At 62.7% G+C, this 17,801-nt stretch carries 15 protein-coding genes and 2 pseudogenes; 9 read left to right on the top strand and 8 right to left on the bottom strand.

The features are described from left to right. From EN750_RS01715 to EN750_RS01690, 6 genes are all read left to right on the top strand, one after another. On the top strand, nucleotides 1–810 hold an 810-nt coding region (locus EN750_RS01715; protein ID WP_145967357.1), incomplete at its 5' end, for a putative PEP-binding protein. A gap of 11 nt (nucleotides 811–821) precedes the next feature. Continuing rightward, the gene (locus tag EN750_RS01710) at nucleotides 822–1,244 is read left to right on the top strand and encodes a hypothetical protein (protein ID WP_127395436.1); all 423 of its coding nucleotides are present in this window, start codon (nucleotides 822–824) and stop codon (nucleotides 1,242–1,244) included. Nucleotides 1,245–1,334: 90 nt separating this feature from the next. Beyond that, complete coding sequence (gene dhaK / locus EN750_RS01705; protein WP_127395435.1) at nucleotides 1,335–2,321, top strand: dihydroxyacetone kinase subunit DhaK; 987 nt, start codon at nucleotides 1,335–1,337, stop codon at nucleotides 2,319–2,321. A 63-nt stretch (nucleotides 2,322–2,384) separates the two neighbouring features. Beyond that, on the top strand, nucleotides 2,385–3,410 hold the full coding sequence (locus EN750_RS01700) for a nucleotidyltransferase family protein (RefSeq protein WP_127395434.1): 1,026 nt from the start codon (nucleotides 2,385–2,387) through the stop codon (nucleotides 3,408–3,410). Nucleotides 3,411–3,532: 122 nt separating this feature from the next. Continuing rightward, nucleotides 3,533–4,390: a glycosyltransferase family 2 protein gene (locus EN750_RS01695; RefSeq protein WP_236383302.1), complete on the top strand. Its 858-nt coding sequence runs from the start codon at nucleotides 3,533–3,535 to the stop codon at nucleotides 4,388–4,390. Further along, entirely contained in the window at nucleotides 4,387–5,346 is a 960-nt protein-coding gene (locus EN750_RS01690; RefSeq protein WP_127395433.1) for a glycosyltransferase family 4 protein, read from the top strand. The genes EN750_RS01695 and EN750_RS01690 overlap by 4 nt, the downstream gene beginning before the upstream one ends. 216 nt (nucleotides 5,347–5,562) lie before the next feature. Here EN750_RS01690 and EN750_RS01685 read toward each other — a convergent pair whose 3' ends face one another. The 4 genes from EN750_RS01685 to EN750_RS01670 all read right to left on the bottom strand — a co-directional run bounded on the left by EN750_RS01685 (nucleotide 5,563) and on the right by EN750_RS01670 (nucleotide 8,558). Beyond that, nucleotides 5,563–6,459 carry a serine kinase gene (locus EN750_RS01685; protein WP_245482568.1) on the bottom strand — a complete coding sequence of 299 codons (897 nt, stop codon included), beginning with the start codon at nucleotides 6,457–6,459 and terminating at the stop codon, nucleotides 5,563–5,565. A gap of 86 nt (nucleotides 6,460–6,545) precedes the next feature. Then, complete coding sequence (locus EN750_RS01680) at nucleotides 6,546–6,980, bottom strand: lasso peptide biosynthesis B2 protein (RefSeq protein WP_127320670.1); 435 nt, start codon at nucleotides 6,978–6,980, stop codon at nucleotides 6,546–6,548. Beyond that, the gene (locus EN750_RS01675) at nucleotides 6,980–7,267 is read right to left on the bottom strand and encodes a PqqD family protein (protein WP_189525995.1); all 288 of its coding nucleotides are present in this window, start codon (nucleotides 7,265–7,267) and stop codon (nucleotides 6,980–6,982) included. Before EN750_RS01675 ends, EN750_RS01680 begins: the two co-directional genes overlap by 1 nt. Nucleotides 7,268–7,709: 442 nt before the next feature. Continuing rightward, a complete protein-coding gene (locus EN750_RS01670) occupies nucleotides 7,710–8,558 on the bottom strand; it encodes a DUF2259 domain-containing protein (protein WP_245482566.1) in 849 nt (282 codons plus the stop codon). 143 nt (nucleotides 8,559–8,701) lie between these two features. Here EN750_RS01670 and EN750_RS01665 point away from each other — a divergent pair, with 143 nt between their 5' ends. The 3 genes from EN750_RS01665 to EN750_RS01655 all read left to right on the top strand — a co-directional run bounded on the left by EN750_RS01665 (nucleotide 8,702) and on the right by EN750_RS01655 (nucleotide 12,808). Then, nucleotides 8,702–10,609, top strand: coding sequence for a propionyl-CoA synthetase (locus EN750_RS01665; RefSeq protein ID WP_127395430.1), 1,908 nt, complete (start codon nucleotides 8,702–8,704; stop codon nucleotides 10,607–10,609). Between the two features lie 112 nt (nucleotides 10,610–10,721). Then, complete coding sequence (locus EN750_RS01660; protein WP_127395429.1) at nucleotides 10,722–11,804, top strand: acyltransferase; 1,083 nt, start codon at nucleotides 10,722–10,724, stop codon at nucleotides 11,802–11,804. Nucleotides 11,805–12,049: 245 nt separating this feature from the next. Further along, the gene (locus EN750_RS01655) at nucleotides 12,050–12,808 is read left to right on the top strand and encodes a metallophosphoesterase family protein (RefSeq protein ID WP_127395428.1); all 759 of its coding nucleotides are present in this window, start codon (nucleotides 12,050–12,052) and stop codon (nucleotides 12,806–12,808) included. 76 nt (nucleotides 12,809–12,884) lie between these two features. Here the strand turns inward: EN750_RS01655 and EN750_RS01650 are convergent, their stop codons facing one another. The 4 genes and pseudogenes from EN750_RS01650 to EN750_RS01635 form a co-directional block, all read right to left on the bottom strand. Continuing rightward, nucleotides 12,885–15,272, bottom strand: coding sequence for a polysaccharide biosynthesis tyrosine autokinase (locus EN750_RS01650; protein ID WP_127395427.1), 2,388 nt, complete (start codon nucleotides 15,270–15,272; stop codon nucleotides 12,885–12,887). A 225-nt stretch (nucleotides 15,273–15,497) separates the two neighbouring features. Beyond that, nucleotides 15,498–16,393 (bottom strand): annotated as a pseudogene (locus tag EN750_RS01645) (UTP--glucose-1-phosphate uridylyltransferase). A 74-nt stretch (nucleotides 16,394–16,467) separates the two neighbouring features. Continuing rightward, on the bottom strand, nucleotides 16,468–17,436 hold the full coding sequence (locus EN750_RS01640) for a glycosyltransferase family 2 protein (protein ID WP_127395425.1): 969 nt from the start codon (nucleotides 17,434–17,436) through the stop codon (nucleotides 16,468–16,470). Then, a pseudogene (locus EN750_RS01635) lies at nucleotides 17,426–17,801 on the bottom strand (glycosyltransferase family 2 protein); the annotation flags it as partial. The pseudogene EN750_RS01635 and the gene EN750_RS01640, both read right to left, overlap by 11 nt.

Genomic DNA, 17,801 nt, shown 5'->3' with positions numbered 1-17,801 from the left:
GTGCGGATGCAGGTCAACATCGCCGACCCGTCCGAGGTCGACGGCATCGATATCGCCACCTGCGACGGGGTCGGGCTGATGCGCACCGAATTCCTGTTCGGCAAGACGCTGCCGGACGAGGGGACACAGTATCGCGCCTATCGCAAGGTGCTGGAATGGGCTGGTGAAAAACCGGTGACGATCCGCACCGTCGATGCCGGCGGCGACAAGCCGGTGCCCGGCTTCACCGTCGAGGAGAGCAATCCGTTCCTCGGCCTGCGCGGAATCAGGCTGTCGCTGGCAAGACCAGAGGTGTTTCGTGTACAGATCCGGGCACTGCTGCGCGCCGCGGTGCACGGCAATCTGAAAGTGATGTTTCCGATGATCGCCATTGTGGAGGAATACCGACAGGCAGCGGCGATGTTCGCCGAGGAGCAGACCGCACTTGCCGCGCGCGGCATCGCGAGCAAGATGCCGCCGCTCGGCATCATGGTCGAGGTGCCGTCGGTGGCGATCCTGCTGGAAGCCTTTGCTGATGCCGCCTTCTTCTCGATCGGCTCCAACGACCTCACCCAGTATGTCATGGCGGCTGCCCGCGATAACGCTGCCGTGGCACATCTCAATTCGGTCCGTCATCCGGCCGTGCTGCGGCTGATCGCTGCCGTGACCGCGTTTGGCCAGCGGGAAGGAATCCCGGTCAGCCTGTGCGGCGATGCAGGCGGCGATCCCGCCTCGATCCCGTCACTGCTCGAGGCCGGCCTGCGCGATCTTTCCGTCGCTCCGGCGCAACTCGCCATGGCCAAGGCGGCCATCGCGGACGTTTCTGTCTAGGCGCGGCCGGCATGGTCGACATCAAACCCGAACCTGGCTCCGAGGACGCGATCCGCGCCTACAAGACGATCCTGTCGCACGTCATCGACCAGCGCCCATCCGGCATGCGCCAGCGCCTCGCCGACGCGCTCGGCAAACACCGCAGCTTCGTCACACAGATTTCCAGTCCTGCCTATTCAATTCCGATCCCGTCCAAACATTTGCCGGCTATCTTTTCCGTCTGCCATTTCAGCCCGGCCGAGCGCGACCAGTTTCTCGCCGCCTACCATCAGGCGCATCCGGGGAAAATTTCGGTCGCGGCAGGCATGCGCAAGACGCGGCATGTCTCGCTTGTGGTGCCGGATTTCGGCGACGACAAGCAGAACGCCGCACTCGACAAAGCGGTGAACGACTTTATCCAGAAGATCACCAGCATCACCGGCAAGGGTAGCTGATCGAACTCTTTGTTTTACGCAATTCCGGAAAAAACCGCGACACATTTTTCCTGGAATTGTTTGGAAGGCCTATTTCGGGAGGAGACGATCGTGAAGAAGTTCATGAACTCGGTGGACACGGTGCTGACCGAGAGCCTCGACGGTTTCGCGGCCGCCCATGCCGACATCCTGGTGCTTGGCGACGAGCACAAATTCATCCGCCGCAAGACCTTGCGGCCGGGCAAGGTGGCGTTGATCTCCGGCGGAGGCTCCGGCCACGAGCCGCTGCATGGCGGCTTTGTCGGGCACGGCATGCTCGACGCCGCCTGCCCCGGCCAGGTGTTCACCTCGCCGACGCCGGACCAGATGCTGGCGGCGGCGCAAGCCGTCGACACGGGCGCCGGCTGCCTGTTCATCGTCAAGAACTATGAAGGCGACGTCATGAACTTCGAGATGGCGGCCGAAATGTCGGAAGGCATCCTGCAGATCGTGACCAATGACGATGTCGCCGTCGAGAATTCTTCCTATACGACGGGCCGGCGCGGCGTCGCCGGCACGTTGGTGGTGGAAAAGATCGTCGGCGCGGCCGCGGAACATGGCCTGGCGCTGGCGCCGCTGAAGGCGCTAGGCGACCGCGTCAACACGGCCACCCGCTCGATGGGCGTGGCGCTGACCAGTTGCACCGTGCCGGCCGCGGGCAAGCCGACTTTCGATATCGGCGATGGCGAGATGGAATTCGGCGTCGGCATCCATGGCGAGCCCGGCCGCCGGCGCGACACGCTGAAAAGCGCCGATGCTATCGCGCAGGAGATTTGCACCGCGATCCTGGGCGATCTCGGCGATAGGGCGAAGGGTCCGGCGCTGCTGTTCGTCAACGGCTTCGGCGGCACGCCGCTGATGGAACTCTATCTGATGTACAACAGCACGCGGGCGATCTTCGAAAAACACGGCGTGACGGTGACCCGTTCGCTGGTAGGCTCCTACGTCACCTCGCTCGACATGGCCGGCTGCTCGATCACGCTGACCATGCTCGACGACGAGACGACCGCATTCTGGGACACGCCGGTGCACACAGCAGCGCTGCGCTGGGGCATGTAAAGCTGGCTTCCACCCTGCTTTTCTGCGACATCTTTCCCTTCAATCGCAACATTGTCCAGGTTGATGCTGCCACCGCTTACCCCTGCCGAAGAAAAGCTGCTGCTGCGCTGCGCAGATCCGGAGGCGCCGACTGTCGACGTCGATAATTTGCCGGCAAAGACGCTGATGGCGCTGCTCGACAACGCCGAATTCCATGGCGTCCTGCCGATCATGCTGCGCAAGCTCAGCGGCGACGCGCAACTGCCATCGGATCAGGAGCTGCGAGACAAACTGGAGGACCTGCGCCAAAAAGCGACGATCGCCACCGGCCAGTCGATGCTGTTGAAGTATCATGGCGACCGTATCATGAAGGGACTGGCGGCGGACAATGTTCCGGCGCGGATCGTCAAGGGGCCGGTCTTCGCGCGCAAGCTCTACCGCAACGTCGCCGACAGGCCGTTCACCGACATCGACATCTTGGTCGAACCCGCCAATCTGGCCAGGGCAAACCAGGTGATCGCGGCATGCGGCTTCGAGCTTGGCAGCGACGAGGCCGAATCCTACGAATTGCAGGAATTCAAATGGCTCGAAAAGGAGAATTCCAGCCTGCTGGTCGAACTGCATGGCGACCTCGTGCATGACATCGGCATGCGGCGGCGCCTGTCGCTGGGTTTCCCTGAATTGCGCGCCATCGACGGCGACGCGACAGACACGCCGGCGGCCCTTTTGACGATTGCCATCGTGCACGCCGCCGGCGGCCACAAATTCCACCGGCTGCAGCTTTGCGTCGACGTGCTGCAAGGCGTGCGGGCGCTGCAATCACCCGAAGCGGAAGCACGCCTCTTCGACGCTGCCCGTACCACCGGCATCGAGCTCGAGTTGGCAATCGTGCTCGATGTGACCGGCCAGTTGTTCGACGAAAGCCGAGCGCTCGACCTCGCCGGCCAGATCAAGCCCGATCTCTCAATACGGCTGGCCAGACGGTTGATCACCACGAATACGCTGCTCGGCGTCAATTCCAGGGATAAGCTTGGTTCGCGCCTACGCCGCGACGCCTTCCGCTGGATCCAACGGCTGGCCAGGGCCAGAGCAATTCCAGGAAAAGTGTGAGACGTTCTCCCCCGGAAAAGCGTCGCGCCATCACCTCAGGTCGGAAAGTGATGGCGCTCTTGGCTTGGCCGCTCTGAGTCTTTAGCCTGCGTCGGGAAGCACACAACGAAGGATTGAGGAATTTGGCCGATCTCAATACCCACATTGCGAATGCTGCGCGTGATCGGAGTTCCCCGCGAGTCGTCGCGGTCCTTACGACACGGAACGAAGAACGGTTCGTCGCCGGATGTCTCGAGAACCTCTTTCGTCAAGGCGTACAGGTCTACATCTGCGACAATCAGTCGACGGACCGAACGCTTGAGATTGCCCAACGCTACTGCGGAGCCGGATTGATAGGATTCGAAACCATCCCGCATAACGGCTGGTATTGCTGGGAGCACCTTCTTCGTCGCAAAGAGGAACTGTTTCAGTCGCTCGAAGCAGACTGGTTCATGCATGTTGACGCTGACGAGATCCACCTTCCGCCGACTTCGTACTCATCGTTGGTCTCCGCCATTGCGGCAGCCGACGCACTCGGCTTCAATGCGATCGAATCTTCCGAGTTTACGTTCATTCCTACCAGAGAAGCTCCCGATCACGACAATCCCGATTATCAACACACGCTGCGCACCTACTACCCGTTCCGGCCAACCTCCCCACACTGCGTCCGTGCCTACAAGAAACAGGACGGCCCCATGGAGATTGCGTGGTCAGGCGGCCATCTCGTACGGTTCGCGGGTCCGGTGAGGCTTTACTCCGAGCGTTTTCGCATGAAGCACTATCTGTTCCTTAGCGCAGAGCACGCCGCATGCAAGTATGCTGGCCGCCGGTTTCTGAGCGAAGAGGTCATTGGTCGTGGCTGGCACGGATGGCGACCCCGCTTGCGATCAGAGGATATTCTGCTGCCGGACGCCAGCCAGGTGCGCGCCAGCGCGACGGACGACGATCTGGACGAGGCCAATCCATGGTCGGCGCACTGGCTTGAGCGGTACGCCTCGTGAATGAGGTACACCTCCCCCGCGTCCTGGCGATCGCGGATCGACCCGGCTGGGCGATTGATCGCAAGACCCAAAATCTCCGGCGCGCGCTGGAAAGAAGGTTCGAGGTCGTCCAACGATTTCAACATGATGTGACTGAGTCGGACGTGAACACGGCGGACATCGTGCTCATCTTCTATTGGCTCCAGATCTCGAAGCTGCCCCTGCCGGAATCGGCCCTCGCCAGGCGGTCTGACAGGCTGCTCATCGGGATCTGCAGCCACAGAGAGCTGGAGGGCGAATTCCGCGAGCCCGGGCTCGCCGCCCTGCACCGGCTGGCGCGCGCTGTCTTTGTTAACAATCGGCAGCTCGAGCACGAATACGGTCCTCTACTGCGTGTTCCGGTCCACTACACGCCCAATGGAGTCGACACGACGTTCTTTTGTCCCGCACAAGAGCCGCAACCCGGTTCTGGCGAGCTCCGTGTCGGATGGGCGGGAAGTCTCGGCAACCATGGTCCAGCACATCGCGGCTTCCACGACGTCATCGAGCCCGCGGTAGCGGCCGTGCCGGGCGCGCGCCTACTGACGGCGATTCGCGAGCAACGCTGGCGTAGCCATGACGAGATGCCCGGCTTCTATCGGGATCTCGACGTTTATGTCTGCGCCAGCCTCAGCGAAGGCACTCCCAATCCTTGCTTGGAGGCGGCGGCGTGCGGTGTCCCTTTGGTGACCACCCGTGTGGGAAACATGCCCGAGCTGATTCGGGATGGCGACAACGGGCTGTTCTTCGATGGAACTGCGGAGGGGCTTGCGAACAAGCTAGCCTTGTTGCGGGACACGCCATCGCTCCGGTCGAGGATGGCCGCCCGCATGATCGAGACGATCCAAGAGTGGGATTGGGGCGTGCAGGCGGAGAACTACGCGCGCATGTTTGCCTCGTTGCTTACTGCGGGCGGATCTGTCGGGCCCGTGAGATGAGCGGCTTCGGGTGTGCCCTGCCAAACCTGACCTTTGTAGCGCCATTCGAGTTTTCCCGGACCCTTGCTCTTCCGTACCTCGCGCAGCAAGGATAACGAGGCCGCGCTGCGCTTAAATCGTTGTTTTGCGCAAAACTGCGAAGTAGAAGCACTCCGAAACACGCTATCCCCACGCCCTTGGGAACAAGGAATAGCGGCCCCACGTTGCCTGGGGTATTCAGTCCCGCGTCGTCAGAGCGGCGCTGATCAGTGCCGCAGCGTCAGCCGGGCGCGCGCCCACCTCCAACCGGAAGCTCGGCACCGCATTGACCACCCCGGCGATGGTCGCCAGCCGGCGTTTCTGCATCGGCAGCAGCCCGGTCATACCGGTGCGGACGTTGTCCACCGCCAGTGCCACCATTGCGTCAGTGCCGGCCATGGCGACGAGCCGGCTCTGGCTTCCGGCGGAACGCGCCAGGTGCAGAAGGGCCGCCACCGGCCGGGCGGACGCGTTTTCCACCCGCACGATCCCGGCCAGCCGCTCGAGCGAGATGGGCTGTTCGCCATTGCGATCCCAGGTCTGGCCAAGGCAGGGCGCCACCTGCGGGATCATCTCCGCGGTCTTCCGATGAATCTTGACGGCGCGCGGCAGACCCCAGGCTACGACCTTGCCCGAAGTGGCATTCACGATCATGGCGTCGTCGGAGCAGAGGCCAAAGCCCTGAGTTGCCAGCGCGAGCGACGTTGTGGTCTTGCCGGTGCCGCTCGGAGCATGGATCAGCACCACCGCATCGCTGTCCGGCAACGTCAAGCCGGCAGTGTGCAGCATATGCTGGCCACCGGCGTCGAGCGCGGCGTCGAGCACCAGCATTGCCGGTGTCCACGCGGCTTTCGCGCCAGGGCGGATCCGGAGTTCGGCCCATCCCGCCACGCCATTGATGGCAACGGTCTGACGCCCGGGAAAGACCAGATGGATGATACCACCATCATCGAACATCCGGCAGGGACCATCCTCCGGCACCTCGCCATCGAAGACGAGGGATCCGTTGGGTGCCTCGTCCAAGGTGTCTGTCTCGGCGATCTCGAGACGAAAGTCCGGCTCGACGGGTTCCGCGATACGCAGGCTGCCCAGCATCCGGTCGAAATCCTGCCACAGCTCTGGGCGCTCGGCCGATATGCCAAGGATCAGGCCGTTGAGGCCATAGCAGGCTGAAGGTCTGGTCAAGCGGGACGCGCCTTTACGGCATCGGCATGATGACGATAGATTTCGACCATGCCGGGAAGCTTGTCGCTGACCACCGGCCTGCCATCGAGGCAGACCCAGCAATGCGCTGCCAGGCGCTGCGCTTGCATCGACTGCGGATCGATGCCGAAGCGCAGGTCCGGATCGAAGCCGGCCAGGCGCAGGAAACGATGACCTAGCAGACCCTCCCTCAGGCACCTGCGGTCACGCATCAGCCAGGGACGGCGGACGGCGCGGTTGACGCTGGCGACTATGTAGGCGGACGGCAGACCGCGATAGGGCGTCGACGAGGCGAGCGGCGCCCATTCGAGCACCTCCTCGAAGCTCCGGTTGATGACCAAGACCGGCATCAGCCGCGCGCTTGCCCAGAGATGGCAGCGAAACAGAGCGCGCAGGAGCGGGCCGTCAGTCATCAAGCACCTGGCGCGGCGAGGATACCTTCAGACATCAGATCCGCGGCCAGTGCCGCCATGTCCTGATCGAGCGTCCCCTTGTCGACCTCGAACTCCTCGCAAAGCAGGTCGACGATCTGGTCGAGGTTGCGCGCGCCGTCCACCTTGCCGAGAAAGGCTTCGGTCGTGCCGTTGCATGTGTAAAGCTGGCCGCTGCGCGCCAAAAGCACGACTGCGCCATCGCCCACATGCTGCACCGAGGCATCCTCGGCCAGCCGCAGAACGGTTCCAGAGACTATTTCCACCACGCCCCTCCAAGCCACGCTCATCCCGGAAATCAGATAGCGCGGAGGTGGAGCGCTGTCTATCAGCCGATCTGGGAGCCCAGTGCACGGGACCAACGGCTTTGCTGACGGATTCTCCGCGCCAGTCGCGTTAGAACCTGCTCGGTTGCGTCTTCCCGGCCGCATTCGTCCCAGAAATAGTCATCGATGAAATGTGACCAAGCAGTGGGCCTGCCGGCAGCGGACGTTGCATTTCTTCCCCTAAGTAAGGTAAAACCTGTCCGGGTATTGGGGAGATAGCGTATGCGTTACAATTGGGAGCGGGCTCCGACGAGCTTCGAACGTCACAGAAAAGCGCTGGCCACAGCCATTTTGATCGCTGGCGGCATTGGCCTCATGCTTGTAGCCCTGCCAATCTAGAAACAACCTTCAGACAGAGCGGCTGCCGGCGCCTGGGCGTGACCTCTCAGCGTGGCTGCCCGGTCACCGCGAGGAAGCGGCGATCGCGCCCCTCGAACCCCTGGCTGAAACGCTGCACCAGCACGACGATCACCGCCGGCTTGCCGGCCGGGGTGAGTTCGTAGGATTCCGACAGGCTGTAGGAGGTCGGGCAGTTTCTTGAGCCCGGCACGGTCTTGTCCTCGTGCAGGATCTTGAACGGCTTGCCATCCTGGCCTTGCAGCGTCAGCCGGAAGCCGAGTGCCTTGCCCGCCTTCTCACCCTGAAGTGGCTTTTCCCCTTGAAGTAGCTGGTCGCCTTGCCGCGTCACATCGAAACTCGCCGAACAATCGCTCGTGCTGGCCGCCAGGATTTCGTCGAGCTGGATGGTCGAAATGCCTGTTTCGCCATGGAGCGGCGACAGCCATTTCTGCGACACCTGCTCGAGGCGAGAAATGTCGTTGTAGGCAACCATTTCGCCCGGAAAGGTGAACTTGTCGGAAGCCGACTGCTCGGCTGGGGATGTGATGGCATATTGGGCGAGAATGGGCGCCGCCTGAGCGGCGGCCTGCGCCCTCGCCTGCTCCAGCGTCAGTGTCGCCTCCTCCGTCTCGTCGACGACGAGGATCGGCTTACCGCCAACGAGTTGATCCGTGCGGGTATCGATGATGTCTATCTGCGACCAGCCAGAGTCCGAGGCGCCGGCGTCGAGCGTTCCATATTGCTCGAAGGCGAAATAAGCGCCATCCGGCGAAAAGCCGATGATGTGCCGTGCCGCGGCATCGCCAGCCTGAGCGGTTCCAGCGGAGATCGCGAGCACGCCACCCATGACCAATGGGAGCGCAAGGCGCCCGATGATCCGCACAGCAGCAAACATCCCCACTCCAATCTCGAATCGCAATTTCATAGCTGCTTGCCCCCAAGCGCCAGGTCGATATCGGCCGTACAATGGCGTGCATTTGCGGCCAAGGGTAGAGCGCGCTATCTGGAGGGAAGAAAATCATTCCTGGGGAGGTATGGATGGCTTCACGCTATCACGAGGTCTATGAAGGCTGGAAACGCGACCCGGAACGCTTCTGGGCGGACGCAGCCGGCGCCATCGACTGGTATTCGCCTTGGGACAAGGTGTTCGACGCCGCGGCTGGCGTCTATGGCCGCTGGTTCACCGGCGCCACCTGCAACACATGCTACAACGCCATCGACCGCCATGTCGCCGGCGGGCGCGCCGACCAGATCGCACTGATCCATGACAGCGCGATCACGGGAACGATCAGGAAGTTCACCTATGCCGAGTTGAAGCGCGAGGTGGTTGCACTCACCTCGGTGCTGAAGAACCGGGGTATTCGCAAGGGTGACCGCGTCATCATCTACATGCCGATGGTGGCCGAGGCGGCCATCGCCATGCTCGCCTGTGCCCGCATCGGCGCCGTGCATTCGGTGGTCTTCGGCGGCTTTGCCTCGCATGAGCTTGCCACCCGCATCGACGATGCCAGGCCGAAGCTGATCATTTCGGCATCCTGCGGCCTGGAGCCGGGCCGCGTCGTCGCCTACAAGCCGTTGCTCGACAAGGCGATAGAGATTTCCCGCCACAAGCCGGACGCCTGCCTGATCCTGCAGCGCGACCAGTTGCGCTGCGAGTTGAAGGAGCATTTCGACATCGACTACGCCGATGCCGTCGCTCGCGAACGGGCAGCGGGCGCCAATGTCGATTGCGTGCCGGTGCTGGCCACCGATCCGCTCTACATCATCTACACATCGGGCACGACCGGCCAGCCCAAGGGCATCGTGCGCGACAATGGCGGCCATATGGTCGCGCTGAAATGGACGATGGAAAACGAGTTCGGCGTCAAGCCGGGCGAGGTGTTCTGGGCGGCGTCCGATGTCGGCTGGGTGGTCGGCCATTCCTACATCGTCTACGGACCGCTGCTGCATGGCTGCACTAGCATCCTGTTCGAAGGCAAGCCTGTCGGCACGCCCGATGCCGGCACCTACTGGCGGGTGATAGCGGAGCATGGTGTCGTAGCCCTTTTCACCGCACCGACCGCGTTCCGCGCCATCAAGGGGCAGGACCCGAAGGGCGAGTTCATTGCTAAATACGACCTCTCGAGGTTCCGCACGCTGTTTCTTGCCGGCGAGCGCGCCGACCCGGAAACCATCAAATGGGCGGAGCAGAAGCTGAATGTGCCTGTGGTCGACCATTGGTGGCAGACCGAAACCGGCTCGCCGATGACGATCAATCCCGCCGGCCTTGGCCTGCTGCCGGTGAAATACGGCTCGCCCGGCGTGCCGATGCCCGGCTACGACATCCGCGTGCTCGACGATGCTGGCCATGAGGTGCAGCGGGGCACGCTGGGCAATGTGGTGATCAAACTGCCGCTGCCGGCCGGCTGCCTGCCGACGCTTTGGAATGCCGATCAACGGTTCCGCCAAGCCTATCTCGACGAGTTCCCCGGCTTCTACAAGACGGCGGATGCCGGCATGGTCGACGAGGACGGCTACCTCTACGTCATGGCTCGCACCGATGACATCATCAACGTCGCCGGCCACCGGCTGTCGACCGGCGCCATGGAAGAGGTGCTTTCGGCCCATCCCGATGTCGCCGAATGCGCGGTGATCGGCATTGCCGACGCCATGAAGGGCCAAGTTCCGCTGGGCTTCGTGGTGTTGAATGCGGGTGTGACGCGTGACGTCGGCCTGATCGAGAATGAAGTGGTCGGCCTTGTGCGCGAACGCATCGGCCCGGTTGCCGCCTTCAAGACGGTGGTGACGATCAAGCGCCTGCCCAAGACGCGTTCGGGCAAGATCCTGCGCGGCACCATGCAGAAGATCGCCGACAAGGAAGAATGGACCATGCCGGCGACGATCGACGATCCGGTCATTCTCGACGAGATCACTGCCGCCTTGAAGGAACGCGGAATCGGACTTTGAGCCACTGAAGGTAGGCCGCGGACGACCTTTTCGATCGCCAAGCAATACTTTTATTGTGCGACGCAGCAATGCACCCTAAAGTCGTTCGCGGGGGGACATCGACAAAGGTCGCATGGCTCAGCAGAAGATTACATTTGGTGGCGTAGACATCCTGCGCTTTCTCGCCGCCGTCATGGTCATGGTCTACCACTATGGCTTCTGGGTGTGGGCGTATCCGGACGGTGTTTCGGCGCGCGCCACGGGCGGCGTTCCCCCGCAGCCGGCAATAGGCGCCTGGGTCGAATCCGGCTGGGTCGGCGTCCAGGTCTTCTTCGTCATCAGCGGTTTCGTCATCGCCTTCAGCGCCGAAAGGTCGACACCCCTGCAGTTTTTCGAAGCAAGGGTGAAACGGCTGGCGCCGGCCGTGTGGATCTGTGCGCCGGTCACTGCGGTGGTGCTGCTGCTTGTCGGGCTCAGTTGGCCGACCGATGCCGTCATCAGGCTCCTACGCACCGGCCTGTTCGTCCCGTACGCGCCATGGGTGGACAGCGTCTATTGGACGCTCGGCATCGAGATCGCCTTCTATGCTATCGTCTGGATCTTACTCAGCCTTGGCCGCTTCCATCTGATGGAGATTGTGGCCGTCGCCATCGGCTTGGTCAGTACGCTGTTCTGGTGCCTCTACTATCCGCTCGGCTGGGCCGATCTTGCCGAAACACGCACACTCGACCTGCTGCTGGTGCATCACGGCGTTTTCTTCGCCACCGGCGTCATGCTGTGGCTGATGCGCATCAAGGCGGTGACAGGCGCCCGACTTGCCTTCTGCGCCCTGTTCCTGGCCGGTGGTGTGCTGCAGATCGCCAGTTCGGTCGACGTTCATATCCTGAAGGTCGGGCGGGATATGCCGTTCGCGCCGCCGATCCTCATCTTCCTCATCGGCATCGCGCTGATGGCATGGTCGCTGCGGCTCGACCTCTCCTGGAGCGGCTGGCGCCGGATCGGGCTGATGACCTACCCGCTCTACCTGCTGCACGATGTCGTCGGCGCGGCCCTGCTCGGCATCCTGGTTCGCGCCGGTCTGCCGCATCTGTTCTCGATGGCGGTCGTCGGCGCGACGATGATCGCGGCAAGCTGGCTGGTGGCGATCGAGGCCGAACCACGCATCCGGCTGCTGCTCGACCACACCGTTTTCCGTTATCGGCTCAAGGCAGCCTGACGACGATCCGGCAGACCGGGCCGGCTGCCGACCTAAAGCATATCGCGCCTGAGCGATTCAGGCCCGCTTCAGGCCTTTGTTTCCACAGATCGTTGTCCCAAAACCGAGCTCATTTCTGAGCAACATGCATTGCGGTCCCGACCCGGCGGGGCTGCATTTTCCACGATTGCGGAATTCTCCGTTTCGGGCATGATAACAGGCACTTATGCCTTCCGTATGAGAGCTTGCCTCGAGACGCCCCGCACGTGAACCTGTTCCAGCGAAAACCCCGCATCGCGGCGCGTGCGCGCCTCGATATCGACATGCAGGACGCCGTCGTCTATGCGATCGGTGACGTGCATGGCTGCTACAAGGAACTCCGTGCCCTGGAGCAGAAGATCCTGCTCGATTCGCTGCGCTTCCAGAGCCGCAAGATCATCGTCATGCTTGGCGACTACATCGACCGGGGGCTTCAGTCGGCGCGGGTGCTGGATCACCTCCTGGCGCCGCCGCCGAAAGGGTTTCAGCGCATTTGTCTTGCCGGCAACCACGAAGTGGCGATGCTGAACTATCTCGACGGAAATCTGTCCCGCGAGCCCTGGCTGGCGACGGGCGGCCTGCAAACCCTGTTTTCCTATGGCATCGATCCGGCGCGCCTCGCCAGCCTCTACGGGAGCAGCGCGCAGATCGACCGACGCATAAGGGAGATCATTCCAGACGATCACGTCAGCTTCCTGCGCGGGCTGCCGATCATGGTCCGTTCGCGGAAGTTCGTGTTCGTCCACGCCGGCATCAGGCCCGGCGTCGACCTTGCGGCGCAAACCGACCACGACCTGGCCAACATCCGTTCGGACTTCTTCGAGGCAACGCACCTGCTCGACCGCTGGGTGGTGCACGGGCATACTCCGGTGGACGTCCCGAAGCTCGAAGGGCGCCGGCTCGGCATCGACACAGCCGCCTTCCAGAGCGGACGCCTGACCGCCGTCAGGATCGCCGACAAGCAAGGCAGGCTGATCTTCTCCTGACGCGCATCGATATTCAGGTGTGCTGACCTGAAGATCGATACACTTCAGAGAGGGTCCACTCGCGCAACGGTCGACGTCACACCGGCGCCTTGCCGCGCACTTCCGACTTTTCCAGATAGTAGCTCGAATATTTATCAAAGAATTTTTCCGACCCGCCGAACGATCCGTATTTGGCCAGTTTCTTCAAATCGACCTTGTTCAGCACCGCGCCGACGATCTTGTTGGCGACATAGGGTTCGGATTCCAGCATCGACCTGACCATCGCGCGCGGGGTGCGCCCCCACTCGGTGACCAGTACAAAACCGTCGACCAACGGCGCGAAGGCCTTGGCGTCGACCACCGGTCCGAGCGGCGGCAGATCGACGACGATGTATTCGAACGTCTCCTTGGCGTTCTCGATGAAGCGTCGCATGCCGGCCGAGGAGAGAAGTTCGCTGGTATGCGAGAAATGACCGCGCAGCACCGCCGGGATGATCGCCAGCTTCGTCTGCCTGTCGATCTTGCCGACGGACTGCCAGGTCTGGCCACTGACCACCGCTTCCATCAAGCCCTGCTCGGTTTCCATGCCAAGGCCCCGGCTGAGGCCGGGATTGCGCAAGTCGCCGTCGATCAGCAGCGTCTTGGAGCCATTGGCGGCGAGCAAGCCGGCGAGATTTGCCGCGACCGTCGACTTGCCTTCGCCGGGAAGCACCGAGATGACGCCGATGACGCGGCTGCCTTGCCCTTCCATCACGACGTCGAAGGCGATCTTGGCGCTGCGCAGCGTTTCGGAGAACATCGAGGCTGGAGAATCGATGCTGACCCGCATGCGCGCCCGCCTTTCGGCCGCCGACAGCGATTGGGTGGTCTTGGCGTCTACCTGGGTCTCGCCCGGCTTTTCGTCCTTGCCGAGCTTGCCGCCGATCGTGGGGAGATAGCCGAGGAATTTCAGGTTGACGCGGTCGCGCACGTCCTCGCCGGTCCTGAAGAAGCGTTCGTTGAACTCGTTCAGCCCACCAAAGCCGGCGCCCATCAGCAGGCCAAGCACCAGCGAAAGTCCGAGCACGACGATGGTGCGCGGGCTTGAGGCCGCCATCGGCATCGACGCGTCGGAGATGATGCGGATCTTGCCGACAGGGAAGGATTGCTGTTGCGCGGCTTCCTCATAGCGGCCGAGGAATGTCTGGTAGAGCGTGGTGAGCGCCGTCGCCTGCTGATCGAGTTCACGCAGCTTGACTTGCGTCTGGTTGTCGACGGAACTCTTGCCCTGTGCGGCCGCGACGTTGGCCCGGAGCGCGGTCTCGCGTGCCTGCGCCACCTCATATTCGTTGCGATAGCTTTCGGTCAGCTGCTTCAGCTCGCCGAAAATCTGCGTCGATATGTCGGCCTTCTCCTTGGAGAGAGCCACCGCCTGCGGGTGCTCGGGGCCGAAATTCGCCTCGACGTCCTGCAGACGCTTGGCCACCGTGAGGTAGCGGGTCTTGAGCGCCGATATGACCGAGCTGCTCGGCTGGTCGCTCGATATGGCGGCATCCTTGAAGGCGTTTTCGGAGCCGCTGTCGACAATGGCTTTGTACTGCTGGTAGCGGGCGCTGGCGCGCGCGGTGTCGGCCTGCGCCACGATAAGCTGGGCGTTGAGGTCGGAAAGCTGCTTGTCGCTCATCAGCTGGCCATCGCTGTTGGCGGCCAGCCCGTGTTCGGCCCTGAATTTCTCAACCGCAAGCGAAGCTGCCTGCGAGCTCTGGCGCAGCTCCGTCAACCGGCCCTGGAGCCAGACCGCAGCCCGCTCGGTGGCATCGAAGCTGGCGTCGAGCTGATCGGCGAGATACGCATCGGCGTAGGCCTTGGTGATCGCGTTTGCCAAAGCCGGGTCCGTCGCCTGATAGCCGAGCGCGATGACGTAGCTTCGCCCGATGCGCGTTGCCCGCACCTCGCTCTGCAGCTTGAGGATCGCGTAGTCGCGGCGCGACGTGGCGATCAGTGCATCGCGGGCGGCCGGGTCGAGCTTGCTGAAGTCAGTGCCACCCGGCATGGAAGAGCTGGGTCGGACATACTGGATCAGGCCGCGGATGAGGCCTATGCCTTGGGCAAGCGCCGACTGGGGCGGATTCATGAACGTGTCGTTCTGGTCGAGCTTCAGCTTGTCGACGACCACGGCGGCAAGCCGCGTCGAGGTCAGGATCTCGATCTGGCTCAGGATGGCGGAATCGGTCTGCATGGTTGTCGACGTCGCCGAAATGTCGTCGACGATCTTGTTCAAGCCCTCATCGATCAGCACGCTGGCGACCGACTGATATTTAGGCGGCGTCGTCTGCAAATAGAGCAAGCCCAGGAAGAGACCGATGACGGCACACACGGCAACCACCTTGGCCTGCCGTGCGGCCATGCCAAGCAGCCGCTCGATATCGATGAAGTCTTCGCCGTCTCCTGCGTCCGAATTCGGCAATGGCATCCTCTTGTCGAGAGGAAAGTTGGCATAATTCATCTTCGGTCCAATTCTAGAGCCGGTCCATCGCAATGGGCTCTATCTCACTGTTTCAACATGATCTTTTCCGGAAACCGGGACCCACTTTCCGGGATCATGCCTTGGCTTGCAGGCGCCTCGAAGATCGGGAGCATCGCCAGAAGCGAAGCAAGCGTCGTGCCAGACGGCGAGAACCTGCCGGCCCCTCTTCGCCGGCCATCTGACCATGCTCCCGAAAGATGGGCATTATGCGGCTTCTTCCTGGCGTTCATGCGACCGGACGAACTCCTGAAGCATCTCGAAAACCGGACCCTTCATGTCGTCGCGCGCCAGCGCGAAGGCGATGTTGGCCTGGATGAACCCTTCCTTGGAACCGCAGTCGAACATGCGACCCTTAAAAGGCTGGGCGAAGAACGACTGATCCTTCGACAGACGAACCATGGCGTCCGTCAATTGAATCTCGTTGCCGGCGCCGCGCTGCTGATTGCCCAGAAGCGCGAAAATCTCGGGCTGCAGGATGTAGCGGCCATTGATATAGAAATTCGACGGCGCATTGGCCGGCGCCGGCTTCTCGACCATGGCCGTCACCTCGAAACCGCCACCGATCTCGGCGCCACGGCCAACGATGCCGTATTTGTTGGTCTCGCTCGGTTCGCAACGCTCGACGGCGATCACGTTGCCGCCCGTGCGCTCATAAAGCTCGACGGTTTCGGCGAGGCATCCGCGCCCGCCGAAGGACACCATGTCCGGCAGCAGCAAGGCGAAGGGCTCGTTGCCGATAACCTCGCGCGCGCACCAGACGGCATGGCCGAGGCCTTGCGGCGATTGCTGGCGGATGAAGCTGGTGGCACCGGCCACAGGCAGCATGCTTTCGAGCGCCTCCAACTGGGTCTTCTTGCCGGTCTGCTCAAGGGTGCCGATCAATTCCGGATGCAGGTCGAAATAGTCCTCGATCACCGCCTTGTTGCGGCCGGTCACGAAGACGATGTGCTCGATGCCCGCCTCGAAGGCCTCGTCCACCGCATATTGCACGACAGGCCTGTCGACCACGGGAAGCATTTCCTTTGGCATCGACTTGGTCGCCGCAGGAATCTTGTTCCAAGCCCCGCCACCGGTATCACGGCCTTCCTGATTTTCTTCATCGCAAATTCCTTCTGAGGAGATCGACTTCAATCCATTCACAGGCCACGAAAAATCCCTCCATGTGCCTGCATCTTCACCTCCCCGCCCCAACGGCAAATTGTGCCGCCATTCTTCGCAACCGCACGGCGATCGGCATGCCCATATGCCTGACCGCCGCCGGGTCGCTGAGCGCTGTTCGGATCGCCTTGAGCGGGGACCGCGCCTTGATGTGCTGTACCAGTGACAGAAACGATGCCGCCTTGCGCAGGCTGCGGCCGCGCCGGGCGAACGCGGCCTGCGCGGCCTCATCCATCCGATGGGTTTGAGCGAACACGGCATCCGCCCTGCGCATCGCTTCGACGTGGTGAAGCTCGAGCACGCGCGAGATGGAGCCGCTGCGGATATGATAGGCATAGCCGATATCGGGCTCGACGACGCATTTTCCGCCCCTGGCCAAGGCGCCGGCAAACAGGATGTAGTCTTCGCCGATCCTCAGCTTTTCGTCGTAGCGAAGCCGGTTTTCGTTCAGGAACTCGCGCTGGAAGATCGGCTTGAGATAGCCGAGGTTGAACTTGGATTCGAAGACGACGTTGCCGGCGATGTAGGTGGCCAGCGAAATCTCGCGCAAGCCTTCCAGATATTGCCGCGGGAACATCGCGTCCTCGATGACGCCGTCCTCGCGAACGACCTGCAGATTGTCGACGGCGATCTGGGCATCCGCGCTTTCGGCACGAGCGATCATGGCTGCGAGCCGGCCGGGAAAGACCGCGTCGTCGGAATCGAGAACCGCGATCCATCTGCCTCGGGCGGCGTCGAGGCCGGCATTCCTGGCGCCGCCGGGGCCGCGGTTGTTGGCCAGGGCGACGACACGGACGATATCCCCGGGGTAGGCCCGCGCCACGTCGAGCGTCGCATCGCGCGACTTGTCGTCGACGACGATGATTTCGACGCTGACACCCTTCTGGGCGATGGCGCTGGCAATTGCCCGATCAAGGGTCGCCTCGGCGTTGTAGGCGGCAATAACGAAGGAAACATCCGGGACAGAGCTGACGTCAGGCTGCACGTTTGCCTCCCTCCTGTGGCGACGGCTGGCCATAGAGGCGAATTTCGCGGATGCCGACGAGGCCGCTGACGACACCGACATGCATAATGCCGCGCAGCACGCTGCGGTTCCTGCGGACTGGACTGACGACGACCGGAAGTGCCGAGGCGAAGCAATAGATGGCCTTTGCCGAGGCTAGGCCGACCTGCTTGACCAGGCCGATGCCGCTGGCGCTACTGCCCAGGAGATGGCCATGCGTCTGGCCGACGCGAAAGCGGCGGCGGCCGAGCCATTCGAATGCCGCCCTTGAGCGCGGCACCACCTCGTCGACCCACGCCTCGGGCGCGAAGGCGATGCGGCCGCCGGCCTTGTGCATCTGGTCGAAG

The organism is Mesorhizobium sp. M7A.F.Ca.ET.027.03.2.1, from assembly GCF_003999175.1.
Classification (GTDB): domain Bacteria; phylum Pseudomonadota; class Alphaproteobacteria; order Rhizobiales; family Rhizobiaceae; genus Mesorhizobium.
This window is presented reverse-complemented; position numbering and strand designations above follow the sequence as displayed.